The 20,657-nt window shown below is 72.8% G+C and carries 21 protein-coding genes; 6 read left to right on the top strand and 15 right to left on the bottom strand.

Annotation, left to right across the window (positions count from 1 at the left end):
* The 13 genes from AB0J71_RS48400 to AB0J71_RS48340 all read right to left on the bottom strand — a co-directional run.
* Positions 1–377 (bottom strand): aldehyde dehydrogenase family protein (locus AB0J71_RS48400; RefSeq protein WP_364421076.1); only part of this gene is annotated, 377 nt, incomplete at its 3' end.
* Entirely contained in the window at positions 374–1,156 is a 783-nt protein-coding gene (locus AB0J71_RS48395; RefSeq protein ID WP_364391343.1) for a Cof-type HAD-IIB family hydrolase, read from the bottom strand. The genes AB0J71_RS48400 and AB0J71_RS48395, both read right to left, overlap by 4 nt.
* Positions 1,153–2,004 carry an inositol monophosphatase gene (locus AB0J71_RS48390; RefSeq protein ID WP_352324738.1) on the bottom strand — a complete coding sequence of 284 codons (852 nt, stop codon included), beginning with the start codon at positions 2,002–2,004 and terminating at the stop codon, positions 1,153–1,155. Before AB0J71_RS48390 ends, AB0J71_RS48395 begins: the two co-directional genes overlap by 4 nt.
* Positions 1,995–2,759 carry an HAD-IA family hydrolase gene (locus AB0J71_RS48385; RefSeq protein WP_352324737.1) on the bottom strand — a complete coding sequence of 255 codons (765 nt, stop codon included), beginning with the start codon at positions 2,757–2,759 and terminating at the stop codon, positions 1,995–1,997. Before AB0J71_RS48385 ends, AB0J71_RS48390 begins: the two co-directional genes overlap by 10 nt.
* Positions 2,756–3,853 carry an ABC transporter ATP-binding protein gene (locus AB0J71_RS48380; protein ID WP_352324735.1) on the bottom strand — a complete coding sequence of 366 codons (1,098 nt, stop codon included), beginning with the start codon at positions 3,851–3,853 and terminating at the stop codon, positions 2,756–2,758. The genes AB0J71_RS48385 and AB0J71_RS48380 overlap by 4 nt, the downstream gene beginning before the upstream one ends.
* On the bottom strand, positions 3,854–5,680 hold the full coding sequence (locus tag AB0J71_RS48375) for an iron ABC transporter permease (RefSeq protein ID WP_352324733.1): 1,827 nt from the start codon (positions 5,678–5,680) through the stop codon (positions 3,854–3,856).
* Positions 5,681–5,700: 20 nt separating this feature from the next.
* The gene (locus AB0J71_RS48370) at positions 5,701–6,354 is read right to left on the bottom strand and encodes a DUF47 family protein (protein ID WP_352324732.1); all 654 of its coding nucleotides are present in this window, start codon (positions 6,352–6,354) and stop codon (positions 5,701–5,703) included.
* Positions 6,351–7,331 carry an inorganic phosphate transporter gene (locus AB0J71_RS48365; protein WP_352324731.1) on the bottom strand — a complete coding sequence of 327 codons (981 nt, stop codon included), beginning with the start codon at positions 7,329–7,331 and terminating at the stop codon, positions 6,351–6,353. Before AB0J71_RS48365 ends, AB0J71_RS48370 begins: the two co-directional genes overlap by 4 nt.
* Positions 7,331–9,169 carry a 3D-(3,5/4)-trihydroxycyclohexane-1,2-dione acylhydrolase (decyclizing) gene (gene iolD / locus AB0J71_RS48360; RefSeq protein WP_352324730.1) on the bottom strand — a complete coding sequence of 613 codons (1,839 nt, stop codon included), beginning with the start codon at positions 9,167–9,169 and terminating at the stop codon, positions 7,331–7,333. Before iolD ends, AB0J71_RS48365 begins: the two co-directional genes overlap by 1 nt.
* Positions 9,166–10,077, bottom strand: coding sequence for a deoxyribose-phosphate aldolase (locus AB0J71_RS48355; RefSeq protein WP_352324729.1), 912 nt, complete (start codon positions 10,075–10,077; stop codon positions 9,166–9,168). The genes iolD and AB0J71_RS48355 overlap by 4 nt, the downstream gene beginning before the upstream one ends.
* The gene (gene iolC / locus AB0J71_RS48350; protein WP_364421074.1) at positions 10,070–11,035 is read right to left on the bottom strand and encodes a 5-dehydro-2-deoxygluconokinase; all 966 of its coding nucleotides are present in this window, start codon (positions 11,033–11,035) and stop codon (positions 10,070–10,072) included. Before iolC ends, AB0J71_RS48355 begins: the two co-directional genes overlap by 8 nt.
* Positions 11,032–11,874, bottom strand: coding sequence for a TIM barrel protein (locus AB0J71_RS48345; RefSeq protein WP_352324726.1), 843 nt, complete (start codon positions 11,872–11,874; stop codon positions 11,032–11,034). The genes iolC and AB0J71_RS48345 overlap by 4 nt, the downstream gene beginning before the upstream one ends.
* Positions 11,871–12,842: a Gfo/Idh/MocA family oxidoreductase gene (locus tag AB0J71_RS48340; protein ID WP_352324725.1), complete on the bottom strand. Its 972-nt coding sequence runs from the start codon at positions 12,840–12,842 to the stop codon at positions 11,871–11,873. Before AB0J71_RS48340 ends, AB0J71_RS48345 begins: the two co-directional genes overlap by 4 nt.
* Positions 12,843–13,079: 237 nt before the next feature.
* Here AB0J71_RS48340 and AB0J71_RS48335 point away from each other — a divergent pair, with 237 nt between their 5' ends.
* The 5 genes from AB0J71_RS48335 to AB0J71_RS48315 all read left to right on the top strand — a co-directional run bounded on the left by AB0J71_RS48335 (position 13,080) and on the right by AB0J71_RS48315 (position 18,621).
* Positions 13,080–14,249, top strand: a complete 1,170-nt coding sequence (locus AB0J71_RS48335; RefSeq protein ID WP_358006489.1) for an ABC transporter substrate-binding protein — start codon at positions 13,080–13,082, stop codon at positions 14,247–14,249.
* Positions 14,250–14,452: 203 nt separating this feature from the next.
* On the top strand, positions 14,453–15,691 hold the full coding sequence (locus tag AB0J71_RS48330) for a phytase (protein ID WP_352324723.1): 1,239 nt from the start codon (positions 14,453–14,455) through the stop codon (positions 15,689–15,691).
* Positions 15,692–15,938: 247 nt separating this feature from the next.
* The gene (locus AB0J71_RS48325; protein WP_352324722.1) at positions 15,939–16,664 is read left to right on the top strand and encodes a helix-turn-helix transcriptional regulator; all 726 of its coding nucleotides are present in this window, start codon (positions 15,939–15,941) and stop codon (positions 16,662–16,664) included.
* 70 nt (positions 16,665–16,734) lie between these two features.
* A complete protein-coding gene (locus AB0J71_RS48320; RefSeq protein ID WP_352324721.1) occupies positions 16,735–17,367 on the top strand; it encodes a hypothetical protein in 633 nt (210 codons plus the stop codon).
* A 90-nt stretch (positions 17,368–17,457) separates the two neighbouring features.
* Complete coding sequence (locus AB0J71_RS48315; RefSeq protein ID WP_352324720.1) at positions 17,458–18,621, top strand: FAD-dependent monooxygenase; 1,164 nt, start codon at positions 17,458–17,460, stop codon at positions 18,619–18,621.
* A 28-nt stretch (positions 18,622–18,649) separates the two neighbouring features.
* Here AB0J71_RS48315 and AB0J71_RS48310 read toward each other — a convergent pair whose 3' ends face one another.
* Positions 18,650–19,192, bottom strand: coding sequence for a hypothetical protein (locus AB0J71_RS48310; protein ID WP_352324719.1), 543 nt, complete (start codon positions 19,190–19,192; stop codon positions 18,650–18,652).
* 113 nt (positions 19,193–19,305) lie between these two features.
* Between AB0J71_RS48310 and AB0J71_RS48305 the strand changes: the two genes are divergently transcribed.
* Positions 19,306–20,277, top strand: coding sequence for an alpha/beta hydrolase (locus tag AB0J71_RS48305; RefSeq protein WP_364421072.1), 972 nt, complete (start codon positions 19,306–19,308; stop codon positions 20,275–20,277).
* An 83-nt stretch (positions 20,278–20,360) separates the two neighbouring features.
* On the opposite strand, the gene AB0J71_RS48300 is transcribed toward AB0J71_RS48305, so the two are convergent.
* On the bottom strand, positions 20,361–20,657 hold a 297-nt coding region (locus tag AB0J71_RS48300; RefSeq protein ID WP_364421070.1), incomplete at its 5' end, for an alpha/beta hydrolase fold domain-containing protein.

The following is a 20,657-nucleotide window of genomic DNA, read 5'->3' as shown; positions in this document are numbered from 1 at the left end:
ACACCCTCGGAGAAACCACCCTTGAGCAGATGCGGGATCCCGCACGCGAACTCCACCACCTCCAGCCCGCGCGCCACCTCCCCCAGCGCGTCCGCATGCACCTTGCCGTGCTCGGCCGAGATCAACGCGGCCAGCTCGTCCCGATGGGCGTACATCAGCTCACGGAACCGGAACAGCACCCGGCCGCGCTTGATCAGCGAGGCGTCACGCCACGCCGGGAAGGCCGCCACCGCCGCGGCGACCGCGGCGTCCACGTCGGCCGCCGACGCCAGCGCCACGTGACCGCTGACCTCACCCGTGGCCGGGTCGAAGATCTCCGCCGTGCGGTCGCCGCCGTCCGTCAGGGCGCCGTTGATCCAGTGCTTGACCGACTTCACCGTTCTCCCTCTCCCAGTGCCAGTTCCACCGCGTCCACGAGCGCGCCCTCGGCGCAGGGACGCGAGACCACGTCCGCGGCCGACAGGACGTCGGGATGGCCGTCGCCGACCGCGATGCCCAGGCCGGCGGCCTGGATCATGTCGATGTCGTTGGGGTTGTCGCCGATGGCGGCGACCTGCTCCAGCGGCACCCCCCGGGCCTGCGCCAGCTCGCGCAGGGCGCTGCCCTTGGTCGCGCCCTCCGGCAGCACCTCCAGGTACGTCGCCTCCGACCGGACGGTGACCGTGCCCGCGATGTCCAGGTCCGGCAGCCGGTCGCCGATCAGCATGCACTTGGTGATCCCGTCGGGGGGCAGCGCCGCCCAGTCGCCGGGGTCGCGCAGCGTGATGCCGTCGCGCCGGGCGTAGTCCCGCAGCTCCGGGACGTCGTCCACGGCCAGCGCCGCCCCGCCGGAGAACGCCACCGGGTACACGCCCGCGGGCAGTTCGCCGAACAGGCCGAGCAGCGTCTTCCAGGCGGTGGCGGGCAGGTGGCGGGAGCGCAGCACCTCGCCGGTCGCCAGGTTCACGGTGCGGGCGCCGTTGTAGAGGATGGCCGGGCCGTCCAGGCCCAGCTCGTCGTAGTAGGGGCGGGCCGAGCGTTCCATGCGGCCGGTCGCGATGACGACCTCGCCGCCCGCGGCCCGGTAGCGGCGCAGCGCGTCCCGGGCGGCGGGCACCATGGCCAGGTCGCGCCCGACGAGCGTGCCGTCGAGGTCGGTCACGATCCAGCGGATCACGTCGCGCTCCCCGCCCCGGCGACGCCGACGGCCCCGGCGCCCCCGTCGGCCCCGGCGGCCCCGTCGGCCACGTCGGCCAGCACCGAGGAGGCCAGGTCGAACCCGCCGACGCAGGCCAGGTAGCCGCCCGGCTCGAAGATGCTGCCCGACAGCGGGAGGTAGACGCCGCCGGCCTGCCTGACCAGCAGGGACCCGGCCGCGACGTCCCAGGCGTTGACGCGGGTGCCGTACGCGACGTCGGACCAGCCGGCGGCGACATGGGCGAGCTTGAGCGCGGCGCTGCCCGGACGGCGGATCGTCGCGAACGACTGGGTCATCCTGGAGAAGCGGCGCAGCGCGCCCTCCTCGTCCTCGGCCAGGTCGCGCGGCGTGGGATAGCTGGACAGCAGCACCGCCTCGCGGTCGGTGCGGGCGCCCGCGCTGCGCAGCGGCTCGCCGTTGCAGACGGCCCCGCCGAGCCAGGCGGTGAACTCGTCGTCGCGCACCGGGTCGTAGATCACCCCGGCCACCACCTCGCCGTCCACGGCCGCGGCGATCGAGGTGCAGAAGAACGGCAGGCCGACGGCGAAGTTGGCGGTGCCGTCGATGGGGTCGACGTACCAGCTGATGGCGCCCTGTCCCCTGGTGCCGCCCTCCTCGCCGACCACCACGCTGTCGGGGCAGAGCCGGTCGAGCACCTCGCGGATGCCCTCCTCGGCCGCCTTGTCGTGCTCGGTCACCGGGTCGTGGAAGTCGCGCTTGGTCTGGATCTCGGGACGTGAGCGGAAGGCGCCGCGCAGCCGGTCGCCGACCGCCCTGGCCGCCTCGGCCGCGATGGCGGCCAGTTCGCGAGAGGTGTTCACGTCCATGTCTCCTCCAGGAGGGTCAGCAGGGCGCGGGGGTCCTCGACCGTGGCCTGAGGGCTCTGCCGCACCCGGTACGGGATCTTGTCGGTGCTCGCGGAGACCATCAGGACGGTCGCCCCCGCCCCGGCCCGGGCGCCGCAGATCACGTCCCGGTCGTAGTTGTCGCCGACGTACCAGGCGTCGGCCGGGTCCACGCCGAGGGCGCGGCAGGCGAGCAGGATCATCTCGGGGTTCGGCTTGCGCACGCCGACCTCGTCGCTGTAGACCTGCGCCGCGAACAGGTGCTCCAGCCCGGTCCCGGCCAGGTAGTCGCGGTGCACGGCCCCGCACAGCGCGTTGCTGACGACGGCGGGGACGACGCCGTTGCGCAGGCAGGCGTTCAGCAGCTCGGCCATGCCGGTGCGCAGCTTCCGGTCGCTGCGCAGCTCGCCCATGCGCTTGCACAGGGGCGTCGCCTCGACGGTGACCAGCGTCCGGGCCTGCTCGGGCCAGTCGGTGGCGACGAACTCGGCCCAGAACCGGCGGTGGGTCATCTCCTCGGGCGCGAACTGCCGGGACGTGGAGTCCTTCCAGTACTTGTCGGCCCGCGCCCCGGCCCGGATGTCGCTCTCGACGTCCTCGGCCGTCAGGCCGTCGAACCCGGTCCTGGCCAGCATGGCGTGCACCTCGGCGGCCAGCTCGGCGGCCCAGGACGGGCGTTTGGCCGTCTCGACGATCACGCCGCCGAAGTCCAGGAGCAGCGCCTTGGGGCGGATCACGCGGTCACCTCCGCCCGGTCCCAGGAGGAGATGCGGGCGCCGTCCGCGCCGAACAGGTGGAGCTGCTCGGTCCAGCAGGGCAGCACGTCGCCGGGCGCGGCCCGCACCGGCGTGTACGACAGGGCGAACAGCTCGGTGTCCAGGACGCGCAGCCGTACCGTCCAGGAGGAGCCGGCCGGCAGCACGGCCTCGACCAGCGCCTCCTCGCTCCAGGCGGCGGCGGGCGGCGTGCCGAGCCGCAGCGCCTCTGGCCGGATGCCGACGGCGGAGGGGGTGACCCCCGAGCCGCGCGCCTCGACGAACCGCAGCAGGGATCCGGCCAGCCCGCCGGGCGCCGGACCGGCGTCCACGATGGCCATCGGCGGGCTGCCGACGAACTCGGCGACGAACCGGTTGGCGGGCCGCTCGTACATCTCCATGGGCGCGGCGAGCTGCTGCAGCTCGCCCTCGTTCATGACGGCGACGTCGGTGGCCATGGTGAGGGCTTCGAGCTGGTCGTGGGTGACGAAGACGATCGTCGCGCCGGACTCCTCGTGGATGCGCTTGAGCTCGGCCCGCATCTCCAGCCGCAGCCGGGCGTCCAGGTTGGACAGCGGCTCGTCCAGCAGCAGCACGGACGGGTTGACCGCGAGCATCCTGGCCAGCGCGACCCGCTGCTGCTGGCCGCCGGACAGCTGGGACGGGTAGCGGTCCATGGCGGCGTCGACGTGCACCATCTTCAGCGCGGCCTCGGCCCGCGAGCGCCGCTCGGGGGCGGGCACCTTGCGCATGCGCAGCCCGAACTCCACGTTGTCGCGCACGGACAGGTGCGGCCACAGCGCGTAGTTCTGGAACACCAGCCCCATCGCCCGCTTCTCGGGCGGGACGTAGACCCCCTGCTCGACGGAGTCCAGGACGCGGTCGCCGACGGCGATGCTGCCCGCGGTGGGCTGTTCGAGGCCGGCGATCATGCGCAACGTGGTGGTCTTGCCGCAGCCGGAGGGGCCGAGCAGGCACATGAAGGCGCCGTCGGGGACCACGAGGTCGAGGTTCTTCACCGCGTAGTCGCCGCCGCCGTAGCTCTTGGAGACTGCGCTCAGGGTGATGTTCGGCATCTATCCTCCTAGGCCGGACGCCAGGCTGCTCTTGGTCAGCCGCTGGGTCAGGGAAGTCATGGTGAAGGAGAGCAAAGCGATCATGAGGACGACGCCGTTGGCGAGCTGCGTGTATCCGTAGTCGACCAGGCCGATGGAGAGCGTCGTGAGAAGCTGGGTGCCGGTGGTGGTCAGCATCACGACGATGCTGAGCTCCTTCAGCCCCGAGATGAACGGCAACACGATGCCGGTGACCAGGGCGCCCTTCTGGATCGGGAAGATGATCCGCCGCATCCGGTGCCACCAGGACGCCCCGGCGATCTGCGCGGCCTCCTCCGGCTCCCGGCCGAGCTGCATCATCGCCGCGATGCCCGAGCGCGAGCTGTACGGCAGGTGCGTCACCGCCATGACCAGGATCAGCAGGAACGTCGTCCCGTACAGCGCCGGGACGGGCCCGCGGGCGACGGCGAACAGCGACAGCGAGGCGGCGGCGAAGGCGATGCCGGGGATGAGGTACGGCAGGAACGACACCTGGCGCAGGAACCCGGCGATGCGCGGCGCGGTGCCGCGGACGACGACGTACCCGATGAGCAGGCCGGCGACCGCGCAGATCAGCGAGGCCAGGCCGACGATGCGCAGCGAGTTCCAGGCGGCCTGCCACAGCTCGGAGCCGCGCAGGATGCCGTGCGGGAACCCGACCGCGCCGGGCAGCCGGTCGGCGATCCAGTAGTCGAGCGTCAGGGTCGACAGGTCCAGCGGCGTGCGGGTGAGCGTGGACAGTAGCAGCGTGAGCACCGGGATCAGCACGCTGACCACGAAGACCACCGCGCCGAGCGCGAACGCGGGCCAGCGCCAGCCGCGCAGGTCGCCCAGCCGGTCCATCGCGCCCTTGCCGCCGACGGTGACGAACCTGCGCTGCTCGCGCATCAGCCGCATGTCGGTGAAGACGATCAGCACCCCAATGATCACGATGACGGTGGCGAGCACGGAGGCCACGCCGGTGCTGCGGTCCCTGATCGACTGGAACAGGCCGGTGGACAGCACCTGGTAGTCGGCGGGCAGGCCGAGCACGTACGGGGTGCCGAACGTGCCGAGCACCCGCCCGACCACGAGCAGCACGGCCGAGGAGAGCGCGGGCAGCATCAGCGGCACCACGATCCGCCGCACGACGACCCGCCGCGGCGCCCCGAGGATCCGGGCCGAGTCCTCCAGCTGCACGTCGATCCTGCGCAGCGCGTTGCCGACCAGCAGCAGCACGAACGGGTAGTAGTGCAGCCCGAGCGTGACGATGATCGGCAGCGGGCCGTAGGCCAGCCAGTCGGGGGTGCGCACGCCGGCCGACTCCAGGAAGCCCACCTGCCCGCCGGCCCGCTCGTTCTTGAACAGCGTCAGCCAGGCCAGCGAGAACGTCCACGACGGCAGCATGTACGGCACCACCAGCGCCCCGGCCAGCCACTTGCGGCCGGGCACGTTGGTCCGGGTCACCAGCCAGGCCATCCCGCCGCCGAGCAGCAGCGCGAACAGCACGGTGCCGACCGCGACGACCAGCGTGTTGACCAGCGGGCCCCAGAACAGCAGGCCGCTGATCTGGGAGCGGAAGACCCGCCACAGGTAGTAGCCGGTCCACTCGCCCGGCTGCTGGCCGGCGTGCAGCTCGTCGCCGAACTGGAGGCGGAAGGCGTCCGACAGGACCGCGATCAGCGGGGCGACGACGAGGTAGGCGAGCAGGACGACGAGGATCAGGCCGAGCGCGGCGGTCGGGTCGTGCCGCAGGACCTGCAGGCGGTAGCGGAGTCGGCGCCGTCTCGGCGGGCGAGGCGGCGGCTCCGTCTTGGTCAGAACAGCCATGGTCTTCCTTCGGGGGGTTTTCAGTGGCTTCGTTTGAGCATGGCGTCGGCGAGGGCGTCGGCGGCCTCGCCGAGCCGGCGGCCCACGGCGTCCAGGCGGGAGAGCAGTTCGCGTTCGCGCAGGGTGTCCATGTCCAGCGGGCCGGCGAACAGCTCGGTGAGCCGGGCCTGGTGGAGCTGGCGGACGCGGCTGCGGGACTTGCGGGTGGCGAGCACGGCCACGGTGACCGAGCCGGGATCGCCGGTGATCTTCAGCAGGGCCTGTTCGAGCTGGTCCAGGCCGTCGATGACGGCGCCCAGCGGCTCGGCGGCGAAGGTCAGGTCGGCGGGCCCGAACAGGTCGGCCTCGCGGACGAAGTCGCGTAACTGGTCCAGCACGTCGTCGATCGAGCGGGAGAGCCGGAACAGGTCCTCCCGGTCGATGGGGGTGGCCAGCACCCGTCTCAGCGCCCGGACGAGCTCGGCGCGGGCGGCGTCGCCCTCGTGCTCGACCTCGGCCATGCGGGCGCGGGCGGCGGCCTGGCCGGTCGTGCCCGAGGCGGCCGAGCGGGCCAGCACGGCGCCCTCCCTGGCCACGGCGACCTGGCCGCGGATCAGGTCGATCACCCGCCGTCCGGACCGGCCGCGCAGCTCGTCCCAGGCGCGTGCGAGCCGGCGGGGCCGTCCGCCGCTCACAGCAGCCTCAGGCCGAGCCCGGCCAGGGCGCCCAGGGCCATGGACGACGGCAGCGTGACCAGCCACGCCGTACCCATGTTCAGCACTCCTTGCCATCGCACCCTCCTGCTTCCTTCGCTTGCCACCACGCCGACGACCCCGGCGGTCACGGACTGGGTCATGCTCACCGGGCTGCCCAGGGCCGAGCTGCCGAGGACGGCGCCGGTGGCCGCCGTCTCGGCCGACAGCACGTGCAGCGGCCGGGTGATGACCAGGCCGCGGCCGACCCGCCCGCCCACCCGGGGCAGCGTGGTCAGCGCCCCGGCGAGGAACAGCGCCACCAGCACGGCCATCCACCCGGGCGCGAGCTGGACGGGCCCGACCCGGCCGAGCCCGTTGCGGCCCACGTCCACGGCGACGCTCACCACGGCGATCATCTTCTGGCCGTCGTTGACGGCGTAGGCCAGGCACTGGGCCGCGTACGCCACCAGATGGGCGGCCAGCACCAGCCCCGGCATCCGGCGCGAGGACGGCACCCGCCGCGACGCGGTGCCCAGCAGGTAGCCGAGCACCAGCCCGACCAGCGGCGCGCACGCCCCGATCGCCAGGACGGTGACCAGGCTCGGCCAGGCCACCGGCAGCCCGGCGCCGAGCCCGGCGCCCGCGATGCCGCCGATCACCGCCAGCGTCAGGCTGGTGGGCAGCCCTTTGCCGGTCAGCGCCGCCACCACCACGACGGCGATCACCACGCCGGCCAGGAACACGGCCGCGCCGCTGCCCGAGTCGAGCCCCGCGAGCCCTTCGGTGAAGGTCCGCGCGACCGCTACGCCCAGCACGTACGGCCCGGCGAACAGGACCGACACCAGCAGCGCGGCGGCCAGCCAGCCGGGCGTGCGCGGGAAGCGCAGGCCGAGGCCGATCAGCGTGGCGCCGTCGTTGGCCCCGCTGATCAGCACGAACAGGACGGCCACCGCGGCGAAGGCCAGCGTCCAGCCCATCAGAGGTAGAGCCGCTGGTCGCGCTTGGCCTCGTCGTAGCGCTCGCGCGCGGCCCTGACCTCGGGCAGGCCGGACACCTGCGCGACCGGCACGTCCCACCATGCCTGCGCGCCGGGGCCGCCGCCGGGGACGGGCTCGACGTACACGACGGTGGTCCTGGCCGACTCCTTGGCCTTGACCAGGGCGGCCCGCAGTGACTCGGGGCCGTCGGCGCGCAGCACGTCGGCGCCCAGGCTGGCGGCGTTGGCGGCGAGGTCCACCGGCAGGGGCTCGCCGTCCAGCTCGCCGCCGGGCCCGCGGGTGCGGTACGCGGTGCCGAGCCGCCGGGCGCCCACCGACTCGCTGAGGTTGCCGATGGAGGCGAAGCCCCGGTTGTCCACCAGGACGATCACCAGCTTGATCCGCTCCTGCACGGCGGTCGCGATCTCCTGCGCCATCATCAGGTACGACCCGTCGCCGACCAGCACGAACACCTCGCGGTCCGGCGCGGCCAGCTTCACCCCGAGGCCGCCGGCGATCTCGTAGCCCATGCACGAGTAGCCGTACTCGACGTGGTACTGCTCGGGGTCGGCGGGCCGCCAGAGGCGGTGCAGGTCGCCCGGCATCGAGCCGGCCGCGTTGACCACCACGCCGCCTTCCGCGACCTCGTTGACGATGCCGAGCAGGACGGGCTGGGTGAGCTCGGGGCCCGCGTAGGTGTGGCCGATCTCCGACTGCCAGGCGGCGGCCAGGGCGGCGGCCCGGTGGGTCCACTCGGGGTCGGCCCGCCAGTCCACGTCGTCGAGGGCGCGCAGGGCCTCGCGGGCGTCGGCGACGAGCGTGGCGCCCGCGTTCTTGGCCGCGTCGAAGGCGGTGACGTTGACGTTGAGGAAGGCGGCCTGCCCGAACAGCGTCCTGGAGGCGGTGGTGAAGTCGGTGTAGCGGGTGCCGACGCCGATGACCAGGTCGGCCTCGCGGGCCAGGGTGTTGGCCGCGTCGGTGCCGGTGTGGCCGATCGCGCCGGCCGCGCAGGGGTGGTCGTAGGGCAGCGCGCCCTTGCCCGCCTGCGTCTCGCCCACCGGCACGCCGTGGTTCTCGGCGAAGCGGGTCAGCTCCGCCCACGCCCCGCTGTACCTGACCCCGCCGCCGGCCACGATCAGCGGCCTGCGGGAGCCGCGCAGCAGCTCCTTCGCCCTGGCCAGCGCGGCCGGCTCCGGGACCGGGCGGGGAACGTGCCAGACCCGCCTGGCGAACAGCTCCTCGGGCCAGTCGTACGCCTCGGCCTGCACGTCCTGTGGCAGCGCGAGCGTGACCGCGCCCGTCTCGGCGGGGTCGGTGAGCACCCGCATCGCCGCCAGCAGCGCGGCGGGAAGCTGCTCGGGCCGGTTGATCCGGTCGAAGAAGCGCGACACCGGGCGCAGCGAGTCGTTGACCGACACGTCGTAGGACCGGGGGTCCTCCAGCTCCTGCAGCACCGTGCCGGGGGCGCGGGTGGCGAAGACGTCGCCGGGCAGCAGCAGCACCGGCACCCGGTTGATGGTGGCCAGCGCCGCGCCGGTGACCAGGTTGGTGGCGCCGGGCCCGATGGACGTCGTGCAGGCGAAGGTGGACAGCCGCGCGCGGGTGCGGGCGTAGCCGACGGCCGTGTGCACCATGGCCTGCTCGTTGCGGGCCAGATAGTACGGCAGCGCGTCGCCCGTGCCCGCGCCCTGCTCGGCCAGCGCCTGGCCGACGCCCGCGACGTTGCCGTGGCCGAAGATCCCGAGCACGCCGGCGATCAGCCGCTGCTCGACGCCGTCGCGCTCCGACCACTGGGCGGCCAGGAAGCGGGTCAGCGCCTGAGCCGTGGTCAGCCTCATGAGGCACCTCCTTGCACGAGATCGGGCACGCCGCCCTCCAGCAGGCCGAGCGCGGTGTCCACGGCGGCGCCCACGTCCCCGTCGGGCGGGTAGAGCAGCGCCCGGCCGACCACCAGGCCGCGCACGCCGGGCAGGCGCAGCGCCTTGCGCCAGGAGTCGTACATCTCGCCGGCGTCCTGGCCGGAGTCGCCGCCCAGCAGCAGCACGGGCAGGGTGGTGGACTCCACGACGCGTTCCATCTCCGGCACGACCGGGATCTTCAGCCAGGTGCGGGCGGAGGTCGCGCCGAGGCCCTGGCCGACGCTGATGGCGTGGATCACGGCCTCGGGCGACAGGTCGTGCCGCACCACGCCGTCCTGCCGCCTGGACCAGAACGGCTCGACCATCGCCATCAGGCCGTGCCTGGCCAGGTCGGTGACGGCCTGGCCGCAGCTGGCCAGAGTGGCGGCGGTGGCGCTGTCCTCCAGCGCGATCCGGCACAACATCTTGCCGCCGTCCAGGCCCATCGCGGCGATGGTGGGGGCGTCGTAGGCGGTGAAGCGGTCGTCGAACTCGAACACCGAGCCGTGCACGCCGCCGCGGTTCATCGAGCCGATGACGATCTTGTCGTCGAGCGCGCCGAGCAGCAGCAGGTCCTCGACGATGTCGGGGGTGGCCAGCAGGCCGTCCACGCCGGGCCTGGCCAGGGCGGTCATGAGCCGGTCGAGCAGGTCGGCGCGGCTGCGCATGGCCATCGGGTGGCCGGCCACGCCGAGCGCGCCGCGGGCCGGATGGTCGGCCGCGATGATGAGCAGCTGCTCCCTGCCGTTCCTGAGGGGCCTGCGCCGGCGGGCGGCCGCCGCCTCGGCGACGCGCTCCGGCTGCCAGGCGCGCTGGTCGAGCAGCCGGCGGTAGTCCTGCTCACGCATGCGTGACGGCTCCTTCCGAGAGGGTGGCGGACAGGACGGCCTCGACCTCGTCCGCCGTGGGCATCGCGGGTGCGCAGGCCAGGCGCCCGGCGACGATCGCGCCCGCGGCGTTGGCGAAGCGCAGGGTGCGTTCCAGCGGCCAGCCTTCGAGCAGGCCGTGGCAGAGCGCGCCGCCGAAGGCGTCGCCGGCGCCGAGCCCGTTGACCACCTCGACCGGGACGGGCGGCACCCGTACGGTCTCCGTGGCGGTCATGCCGAGCACGCCGTCCGCGCCCTGTTTGACGATGGCCAGCTCGACGCCCGCCGCCAGCAGGCTCTCGCCGGCCGCGCGCGGGTCGCGGGTGCCGGTGGCCACCTCGACCTCGTCGAGGTTGCCGGCCGCGACGGTGACGTGCGCCAGCGCCTCCCGCACCCGCTCGCGGGCGGTGGCCGCGTCGGCCCAGAACATGGGCCGGTAGTCCAGGTCGAGCACGGTGTGCCGGGCGCGCCCGCGGGCCTGCCAGGCGGCCAGGTGGGCGGCGTGGGACGGCTCGGCCGACAGGCCGGTCACGGTGGCCCAGAACAGCCGGGCCCCGGTGACGGCCGCCAGGTCGAGGTCGCCGGGCGCGATCTCCAGGTCGGGCGCGTCCTGGCGGTAGAAGTAGAGCGGGAAGTCGTCCGGCGGCCTGATCTCGCAGAACGTGACCGGCGTCGGCCGGCCGGGCACGGCGCCGACCAGGCGGTCGTCCACGCCGTAGGAGCGCAGCGCGTCGCGGACGAACGCGCCGAACGGGTCGTCGCCGGTCCGCGTGATCACCGCGCTGGAGCGGCCCAGGCGGGCGGCGGCCACGGCCACGTTGGTGGGGCTGCCGCCCAGGTACTTGCCGAACGTCTCCACGTGCCGCAGTGACACGCCGGTCTGGAGCGGGTAGACGTCCACACCGACCCGGCCCATCGTCAGCACGTCGAGGGCGTTCACGCCAGGCCCCGCAGGAACGCCACGCCCGCCCGCACGTCGTCGGCCGGGCCGGCGCCCGCCGGGGGCTCGGCGTCGAGGACGACGTCCTGCTCCATGACGTACCAGCCGTCGTAGCCGGCGGCGGTCAGGCGGTCGACGATGCCGCGGACGTCCACGTCGCCGCGGCCGAGCCGGCGGTAGATCCCGGCGCGGACGGCGTCGGTGTAGGTCAGCTCACCGGCCCGGACGCGGGCGGCGAGCGCGGCGTCGACGTCCTTCAGGTGCACGTGGGCGATGCGCTCGGGGACGCGGGTGACCAGCTCCAGCGGGTCGCCGCCGCCGATGAGCAGGTGCCCGGTGTCCAGGCAGAGCGGGACGGCGCTGCCGCCGAGCACCCGGTCCACCTCCTGGCCGGTCTCGACCATGGTGCCGACGTGGGGATGCAGGGTGAGCGCGCGGCCGTCGCCCTTGGCCTCGTGGAAGGCGCGGTCGAGGTTGCCGAGCAGGGTGCGCCAGCCGGTGTCGTCCAGCTCGGGACGGGCGTCGTAGCCGTCGGCGCCGGTGGCGGCGGCCAGCACGACGACCACGTCCGGGTCGAAGGCGTTCCAGGTGGCGCGGAGGGCGGGCAGCGGGTCGTGGGCGGGGTCGTGCAGGACCGCGGGGACGAATCCGCCCACGGCGCGCAGCCCGTACCGGCCGAGCAGGTCGCGGTCGGCGGGCAGGAAGCCCTCGGGGCCCAGCTCGGTGGCGGTCAGGCCGAGCTCGGCCATCTCGGCGAGCACGCGGTCGGCGGTGAGCTGGTGTCCCCATCCGGGCACCTCGCACACGCCCCAGGAGATGGGTGCGGCGGCGATCCTCACTTGGCCACCTCCAGCACGCGCACCGGACGGCCCTCGCGGCGCGCCAGGTCGGCGGCCTCGGCCAGGTAGAGCGCGGCCAGGGCGTCGCGGACGGTGCAGGGGCTCTCGCTCTCGCCCCTGGCCATCGACAGGAACGCGCCCATCTCGGCGACGTAGGCGTCCTCGAACCTGGTCTGGAAGTCCGGCCACGGCGGCCCGCCGGGGCTCAGGCCCTCGGCCGAGCGCAGCGGGGTGCGGTCGCCGAGCCCGACGGCGCGGGTGCCGAGCGTGCCGGCCAGCTCCATGCGCACGTCGTAACCGGCGCCGTTGTAGCGGGAGCCCTGCAGGGTGACCAGCGTGCCGTCGTCCATGACGATCAGGGCGGCGCTGTTGTCGACGTCCTCGGCGGCGGCGAAGTACGGATCGCCGCGGTTGGCGCCGACCGCCTGCACGACGTCCGCCTCGCGGCCGGTGACCCAGCGCAGGATGTCGAAGTCGTGGATGTGGCAGTCGCGGAAGATGCCGCCGGACTGGGCGACGTACTCGGCGGGCGGCGGCGCCGGGTCGCCGGTCAGCATGTGCACGCGGTGCAGCTCGCCGAGCTCGCCCGCCAGCAGCGCCTCGCGGGCGGCCCGGTAGCCGGCGTCGAAGCGGCGCTGGAAGCCGATGTGCACGCCGATCCCGGCCCGTTCGACGGCCTCGGCCACCCGCAGCGTCTCCTTGACGGTCGGCGCGGCCGGTTTCTCGCAGAACGCCGGCACTCCCCGCTCGCACGCCCTCAGCAGGCCCTCGGCGTGGGCGGAGGTCGGCGTCGCGAGCACCACCGCGTCCGCGTCGAAGGGATCGCCGGTACGGGCGCCGAGCCGCCGGGCCACCTCCTCCGCCCTCGCCGTGTCCACGTCGGACACGACGAGCTCGTCAACCAAGGCGGACAGGGTTGTGGCATGGAACATGCCTATACGTCCAAGGCCCAGCAGACCCACACGCATGATCGCTCCTCATCCAGGGGGGCCTCCAGTTCTAGATGAACAGGAGATGAACAGTCAAGACTTTGTCCTGACATAAGGATGAACTGTCGTAGCTGGGAGGCTAGGTCCTGGCTCAGCTTGCACGTAAGAATGTCTTGACAAATTATTCACGTGACGTTCATCGTGAGCACACAATGGCGCCGGTCGGGGCTGGCGCGGCGCCTTGCGAACCCGAGAGGCAAGAGGAGTGACGCCATCATGAGGCGTACCGGGAAGATCATCTCCATGGCGTTGCTGGCGTCCGCCGCCGTGGCGTGCGCGCCCTCCACCGCAGGCGGAGGACCGTCGGCGGCGGCGACGGCCAAGGCGCTGCCCGGCCCGTCGCTCGATGCGAACTTCGACCTGGAGGCGCTGGTCGCCGCGGCGAAGAAGGAAGGCAGCGTCCTGGTCTACGACTCCAGCGGCGACATCGAGGAAGTGGCCAAGGCGTTCACCGCGAAGTACGGCATCGCCATGGAGGGGGTGAAGTCCGACACCCCGCAGACGGCCGAGAAGATGACCAGGGAGCACGCCGCCGACAACGTCACCATCGACGCGGCCATGTACGAGGACGGCGGCGTCCTGGTCGGCCAGCTCGCGCCGCAGGGCGTCACCCAGACGTGGATCCCCGGCGACCTGAAGGACCAGATCCCCGCCGAGAACCAGAACCCCCTGCTCGCGCTCTCCAAGGCGACGGTCTTCGGCTACAACACCAAGCTGTCCCCCGGCGGCTGCCCGGTGAAGAACGTCTGGGACCTGACCGACCCGGAGTGGTCCGGCAAGCTGGTGATGCAGGACCCGCTGGGCAAGCCGACCGTGCTGTCGTTCTTCACCCAGCTCGACGCGTACGGCAACCAGGCGCTCGAACAGGCCTACCAGGCCAAGTACGGCAAGCCGCTGAAGACCGAGGAGAAGAGCGCCGCGCAGGAGTGGATCAAGCGCCTGTCGCTCAACAAGCCGGTGCTGACCGGCTCCGACGAGGACATCTCCGCCGCCGTGGGCGCGCCGGCCGCCACGGACAAGAAGATCGGCTTCATGTCGATCTCGAAGTTCCGCAACAACGAGGACAAGGGCTACCACCAGGCCGCCTGCGAGGGGATGACCCCCTTCACCGGCTTCAGCTACCCCAAGTACGCGGCGATCGCCACCAAGAGCAAGCACCCCAACGCGGCCAAGCTGTTCGTGCACTTCATCATGACCGAGGAGGGCGTCAAGCACGAGATCGGCGAGGGCGGCGTCTCGGGCAACAGCACGGTCAAGCCGATGGTCACCCCGCCCGGCCTGTCGGACTGGCAGGGCCAGCTCTTCCACACCGACCCCAAGGGCCTGCTCGGCGACCTGCAGAACCGCCAGGCCATGTCGGACTTCTGGCGCGTCAACCGCAGCTAGCGCGGGCCGTCGCACAGCCCGGCCGGGAGGATCCCCGGCCGGGCGCGTCGGCATGTCTTGGCAGCCGTGCAACACCTAATGTCCTGACATAAGGACGACCTATTGATTTCTTGTAAACTGGTCGTTACGTTTTGGGGCAACATCAACACCCCGAACGAGGAGGCGCAATGCGTCCCCTGTCCAGGCTCTCCCTGGCAGCCCTGATGTTGACCGTGTTGGGCGGGATCGCCGCACCCGCGTCCGGCGCCGGCGTGGCGACCGTGTACCCCGACGTCGAGACCCCTTCCCTCTACGACGACGAGGCCGGCGGCGACGCCAACGGCGACGACCCCGCGATCTGGGTCGACCCGTCCGACTCCGAGGACAGCGTGGTGATCGCCACCGCCAAGAAGGGCGGCCTGTACGTCTACGACCTCGACGGGCAGCAGCTCCAGCACCTGCCGGCGCCCGCCGCCCCCGGGCCGGACGACGAGGCGGGCCGTTTCAACAACGTCGACGTCACCTACGGCTTCGGCGGCAGGGACCTGGCGATCGTCTCCGACCGCGGCCGGGACACGCTGCGCATCTACGCCATCTCGGACGGCCACCTCACCGACGTGACCGACCCGGCCGCGCCGTTCGTGTTCAACACGACGCAGCAGCAGGTCAACGACGCCGAGACGGCCTACGGCCTGGCCGCCTGGAAGGACTCCACCGGCACGTACGCGCTGGTCAGCCGCCGGCACAAGACCTCGGTCGGCCTGGTCAAGCTGCTCGCCAAGCCGGGCGGCAAGATCGGCTACCAGCTCGTGCGGACGCTGAGCCTGCCCAACTCCTTCACCCTGCCGAACGGCCAGACCTGGTCCCCCTGCCTTGAGCCGGACGAGCAGGCGCAGGTCGAGGGCATGGTCGTGGACCAGGAGCGGGACGTGCTCTACGCCGCCCAGGAGGACGTCGGCATCTGGCGGATGCGCGCCGACCTCACCGGCACGCCCGTCCTGGTGGACAAGGTCCGCGAGTACGGCGTCCCGGGAACCTACGACCCCGCGACCGAGGAGTGCACCCCCGGCGCCGACCCCGGCTACGGCGGCAAGCACCTCACCGCGGACGCCGAGGGCCTGACCATCTACTACCGCGAGGACGGCAAGGGCTACCTGCTGGCCTCCAGCCAGGGCGACAACACCTTCGCCGTCTACCGCAGGGAGGGCTCCAACTCCTACCTCGGCCAGTTCCGGATCGGCGAGGCGAACGGCATCGACGGCTCGGAGGTGAGCGACGGCTCGACCGTGCTCAACGTGCCGCTGGGCGAGTTCGACGAGGGCATGTTCATCGCCCACGACGGCGTGAACACGCCGGCCACGGCGGACCGTGAGAACACCAACTTCAAGTTCGCCGACTGGGGCGACATCGCCGACGAGCTGGACCTGGACGTGGACACCGACGGCTGGGACCCGCGCGACTGATCATCGCCGCCCAGCGGTCCCGCGAACCGGGGCGCCGTCCAGCCGGACGGCGCCCCTTCGCCGTTCCAGAGGCACGCCCTTCGCCGAGGCACGCCCTTCGCCGAGGCGCGCCGTTCGTTTGGGCGCGCCGTTCGTTTGGGCGCGCCCTTCGCTTGGGCGCGCCCTTCGCCGTTTCGGGCGTTATTCCGCTGATTTGGGCATGCCTTCGCGGAGCGGGGAGAATGGGGTGCGCGTGCGGAGGAGGAGCGTGACCGAGAGCCAGTCGCTTGACCACCTCGCCCGCCGCCTGGAAGAGGTGGTCGGCGAGCTGCGCGGCATCCCCGTCGACGTCGAGCGGCTGGAGGACCCCGAGCTCGTCCGCCGGCAGATCCTGCGGGCCACCCGGTCGTCGGCCGAGCTGCGGGCCATGCACCCGGTGGGCTCGCGCGAGCAGGGCCGCGAGGAGCAGCGCAGCCGGCGTACCGTGCTGGACGCCCTGCGCGAGGGCCTGTCGATGCGCACGATCGTCCATTCCAGCGTGCTGGACGACCCGCGCAAGGCCGCCCGCATCAAGGAGCTGCACGCCGCCGGCGACCTGCACCGGGTCATCGACGAGCCCATCCAGCAGCTGCTGATCTTCGACCGCTCCGTGGCGTTCGTCCGGATCACCCCGATCGCCTACACGCCGGGCGCGTTGATGATCAGGCAGCAGGGGCTGATCGCCACCCTCATCGACCTGTTCGAGCTGTCGTGGGCGCGGGCCAGGGAGGTCACCGAACCGGCCCACCGGCTCTCGCCCCGGGAGCGGGAGGTGCTGGCGCTGATCGCCGAGGGCCGGTCCAACAGCGCCGTGGCCCGCGCCCTGTCGATCACGGAGGCGGCCGTCGGCAAGCACGTGGCCTCCGTGTTCGCCAAGCTCGACCTGCCCGCGACCGACGACGCCAACCGGCGGGTGCTGGCGGTGCTGGCCTACCTGCGCGGCGTGGCGAGGTAGGGCCAGGGCTACCTCGTCCTCGCCCAAGCACCCGTGCGGGCGGGCCGCGGCGGGCGCTTCGATGGACGTCATGCAGAGAATGACTGGATTGCTGGTCGGCGCGGTGTTCGGCGCGGTGTTCGTCGTCGTCAACGCGGGCGGCCCGCTCGACGGCGTGACCGCCGGCGTTCTGCGGGCCGTCGCGTGCCTGGCGGCGGCGGCCGTGCTCGCGATGTGGTTCGGCGCCGCCCGCGCCGAGCGCACCGCCCGCGCCGAGCCCGCCGAACCCGCCCGACGCCTGGAGTCCGCCGAACCTGCCCGACGCCTGGAGTCCGCCGGCCCTCGCGCAGGGGCGGGCCGGCGGAGGCCCGGCGGGCGTGGCATGTTCGGGGGCGGCTACGTGGCCGTGGTGGTGGCCGAGGTGGTCCTGCTGTTCGGCGGGCTGCGGGTGCTGGCCGCGCTCGGGCGTCCCGAGGAGGGGAACGTGGCGTGGGTGGCGTTCGTGGTGGGCGTGCACTTCGTCGCGCTCGCACCCGTGTGGAGGGACTGGAGCATCGCCGTGCCGGGCGCGGCGCTCACGCTGCTCGGGGCCGGCGGGCTCGTCCTGGCCGCCACGCCCGCCGTGGCGTGGGTGCCGGTCGTCAGCGGGGTGCTGTCCGGCGTGGTGCTGCTGGCCGGCAGCCTCACCCTCGGCCTGCGCGGTACGGCGCGGGCGACGGCCTGACCGTCCCGCAGGCGCGCCTTCACCCCCGGCACAGACCCTCTGATACTCTCTGTGCTGAATTGATTACTTTCTGTCGCTAGGGGAGCTAGTGTGAAGGTCGCCTGCGTCGGCGGTGGGCCCGCCAACCTGTACTTCTCGATCCTGATGAAGCGGGTCGACCCGTCCCACGAGGTCGCCGTCTACGAGCGCAACCCGGCCGGGACCACCTACGGCTGGGGCGTGACCTACTGGGACGACCTGCTCAACAACATGCGCGCCGCCGACCCGGAGTCGGCGGACGTCATCCGGGAGAACTCGATCCGCTGGGACAGCTGGGTCACCCACATCCAGGACCGCGCGACGGTGACGCTCACCGAGTCGGACGAGGGCTTCGGCATCTGCCGCCACCGCCTGCTCGACATCCTCGCCGACCGGGCCCGTTCGCTGGGCGTGCACGTCGAGCACGGCCGCGAGATCGCCTCGCGTGAGGAACTGGACGCCGACCTGGTCGTGGCCGGCGACGGCATCAACAGCACGCTGCGTGCGCCGCACGCCGACCATTTCGGCACCGAGATCGCGGTCGGCCGCAACCACTACATCTGGCTCGGCACCACGAAGGTCTTCGACGCCTTCACCTTCGCCTTCTCCGAGACCCCGCACGGCTGGATCTGGTGCTACTGCTACGTCTACAGCGGCGACCACAGCACGTGCGTCGTCGAGTGCTCCCCCGAGACCTGGAAGGGGCTCGGCCTCGACCAGGCCAGCGCGGCCGACGGCCTGGCGCTGCTGGAGAAGATCTTCGCCGACGTCCTGGACGGCCATCCGCTCATCGGACGGGCGCACACCGACGGCAGCGCGTACTGGCTGAACTTCCGCACGCTGACCAACCGCACGTGGTACCGCGACGACCTCGTGCTGCTCGGCGACGCCGCGCACACCACCCACTACTCCATCGGCGCGGGCACCGCCCTGGCCTTCGGGGACGCCGCCTTCCTGGTCAACGCGCTGAACCAGGAGCCGGAGCTCCCGGCCGCCCTCGCCCGCTACGACCGCGAACGCCGCAAGGCGATCCTGCCGCACCAGAAGTCGGCCCGCCTCAGCGCCCAGTGGTACGAGAACCTGACGCGCTACATCGACCTCTCGCCGATGGAGTTCATCGCGCTGCTCGGGCAGCGGCACTCCCGGGTGCTGCCGCACATGCCGCCCCGCGTGTACGCCCGGGTCGACCGCGTCCTCAGCTGGTTCGGCGGGTTCGGCGGCTCCGGCAAGGACTGACCGGGAGGCGCGCCCGCTCAGGCCTCGATCAGGGGAAGTCCTTCGGGTTCACGGGGCTGGTGCGGGCGTTGCCGCCCCTGACCGGGTTCAGGGTCAGGGTCCAGATGGTGTACTGCGTCGAGGTCGTGCGGAAGCGCAGCCGGTCGTTGAACTTCTGGTACGTCGCGCCCCTGGTGAAGCGGCCCTTCGACACGCTGAACCGGTAGCCGGTGGTGAAGAAGATGCGGTACGTGCCGTCCCGGACGTCCCGGATGCGGGCGGTGGACCGCGCGCGGACGTAGACGCTGACCGCCTTGGTGCGGCCCTTGACGATGGTGACGACGCCGTCCTTCGACGTGCCGTTCTTGATCTTGAGTACGCCCCGGCCGCCGCTGAGACGGTCGTAGACGATCCGGCCGTTGGCCGGGCGGGAGGCGGCCTCCTGGACGACCGAGGAGGTCTGGACGGCGGCGGCCCGCAGGCCCGTCGTGGCGGCGCCGGCCGGGGCGGAGGTCAGCAGCGTGCCGGTCAGCGCGACGGCCGCGACGACCCCCGCGCGTAACGAGGTCGCTTCGAGGAGTCTCTTCACCATGGTCTTCTCCTTGGGGGCATGGTCAGACTGATCGCGTACCCGTGTATATCAGGACAGACCGCTTCTACGCTCGTAGACTTTAAGCCGTCCGTTCGGCTCCGAGAGGCGGCACGATGAACTACGTCCCCGTTCCCTACGACCCTGAGCTGGCGGAAGGTCTCGCGGCGTTCCTGGCGGCGGTCGAGGGCGTTCCGCTGCGCGCGGACACCATCCAGCGCAACCGCGAGATCTTCGCCGGGCTCATCCCACCCATGGAGGCGATCGTCGCCGGCCGTCCCGTCGAGTGGTGGGACGTGGACGTGCCCGGCCCCGAGGGCGCCCCCGACGTCACCCTCACGGTCGTCCGTCCCAAGGGCGGGCCCGCGCCCGGCGCGGCGGCCGTGTACGAGATCCACGGCGGCGGGATGATTCTCGGCACCCGCTTCTTCGGCATCGAGGGCCTCATCCAGGCGGCCCTGGAGCACGGCATGGTCGGGGTGACGGTCGAGTACCGGCTCGCCCCGGAGAACCCGGCCCCGGCGGCGGCCGAGGACTGCTACGCGGGCTTCGTCTGGACCGCCGGACACGCCGAGGAGCTGGGGTTCGACCCGGGACGGCTGCTCGTGTCCGGTTTCAGCGCGGGCGGGGGGCTCACGGCGTCCGTCGGCATCATGGCCCGCGACCGGAACGGCCCGGCCGCCGCCGGGCTCTACATCGGCGCACCCATGATCGACGACCGGAACTCGACCGTGTCGAGCCTCCAGTACGACGGCATCGGCGCCTGGGACCGCAACAACAACGACACCGCCTGGACCGCCCTGCTCGGCGACCGGCGGGGCGGCCCGGACGTGCTGCCGCACGAGGTCCCGGCGCGGGCGGCCGACCTGTCCGAGCTGCCGCCGGTCTTCATCGAGGTCGGGGCCGCCGAGGTGTTCCGGGACGAGTCGGTCGAGTTCGCCACGCGCATCTGGGCGACCGGCGGCCAGGCGGAACTGCACGTATGGGCCGGGGGGCACCACGGCTTCGCGAGCACCCCGTCCGCCCGCGTCTCCCGCGCCGCCCAGCAGACCAAACACTCCTGGCTACAACGCACCCTGGGCATCTGACCCCACCCCCTCCCCACAACGAGGTGGGCGCCGGCCCGGAAGCCGCGGGCACCTCCCCCTGCCCCCACCAGGGCAATGTGGGGTCAGGGGGTGAGGGTGCGGTGGAGCCAGGAGAGGCGGGTGGCGAGGGCGGCGTGGGTGATCTCGTGGTCCGGGGCGAAGATGTCGAACCCGTGGAAGGCGCCGTTCCAGATGTGCAGCTCGGCCTGCCCGCCGGCCGCCCAGATCCGCGTGGCGTACGCGACGTCCTCGTCGCGGAACAGCTCGGCCGCCCCCGCCTCGATGAACGCGGGCGGCAGCCCCGACAGGTCGGCCGCCCGCGCCGGGGCCGCGTGACAGGGCACGTCGGCGTCCGGGTCGCCGGCCCGCTCGCCGAGCAG

The sequence above is a fragment of the Nonomuraea sp. NPDC049637 genome (assembly GCF_040675235.1).
In the GTDB taxonomy this organism is placed as follows: Bacteria; Actinomycetota; Actinomycetes; order Streptosporangiales; family Streptosporangiaceae; genus Nonomuraea.
Note: the sequence above shows the minus strand (reverse complement) of the source record. Positions and strands in the feature narration are given on the sequence as shown.

Bases quoted from the DNA above. Each gene is read 5' to 3' on its own strand.
- AB0J71_RS48335 (WP_358006489.1), top strand. From the start codon at position 13,080: ATGAGGCGTACCGGGAAGATCATCTCCATGGCGTTGCTGGCGTCCGCC.
- AB0J71_RS48375 (WP_352324733.1), bottom strand. From the start codon at position 5,680: ATGGCTGTTCTGACCAAGACGGAGCCGCCGCCTCGCCCGCCGAGACGG.
- AB0J71_RS48320 (WP_352324721.1), top strand. From the start codon at position 16,735: ATGCAGAGAATGACTGGATTGCTGGTCGGCGCGGTGTTCGGCGCGGTG.
- AB0J71_RS48330 (WP_352324723.1), top strand. From the start codon at position 14,453: ATGTTGACCGTGTTGGGCGGGATCGCCGCACCCGCGTCCGGCGCCGGC.
- AB0J71_RS48355 (WP_352324729.1), bottom strand. From the start codon at position 10,077: ATGCGTGAGCAGGACTACCGCCGGCTGCTCGACCAGCGCGCCTGGCAG.
- AB0J71_RS48340 (WP_352324725.1), bottom strand. From the start codon at position 12,842: ATGCGTGTGGGTCTGCTGGGCCTTGGACGTATAGGCATGTTCCATGCC.
- AB0J71_RS48380 (WP_352324735.1), bottom strand. From the start codon at position 3,853: ATGCCGAACATCACCCTGAGCGCAGTCTCCAAGAGCTACGGCGGCGGC.
- AB0J71_RS48305 (WP_364421072.1), top strand. From the start codon at position 19,306: ATGAACTACGTCCCCGTTCCCTACGACCCTGAGCTGGCGGAAGGTCTC.
- AB0J71_RS48365 (WP_352324731.1), bottom strand. From the start codon at position 7,331: ATGGGCTGGACGCTGGCCTTCGCCGCGGTGGCCGTCCTGTTCGTGCTG.
- iolD (WP_352324730.1), bottom strand. From the start codon at position 9,169: ATGAGGCTGACCACGGCTCAGGCGCTGACCCGCTTCCTGGCCGCCCAG.
- AB0J71_RS48310 (WP_352324719.1), bottom strand. From the start codon at position 19,192: ATGGTGAAGAGACTCCTCGAAGCGACCTCGTTACGCGCGGGGGTCGTC.
- AB0J71_RS48390 (WP_352324738.1), bottom strand. From the start codon at position 2,004: ATGGACGTGAACACCTCTCGCGAACTGGCCGCCATCGCGGCCGAGGCG.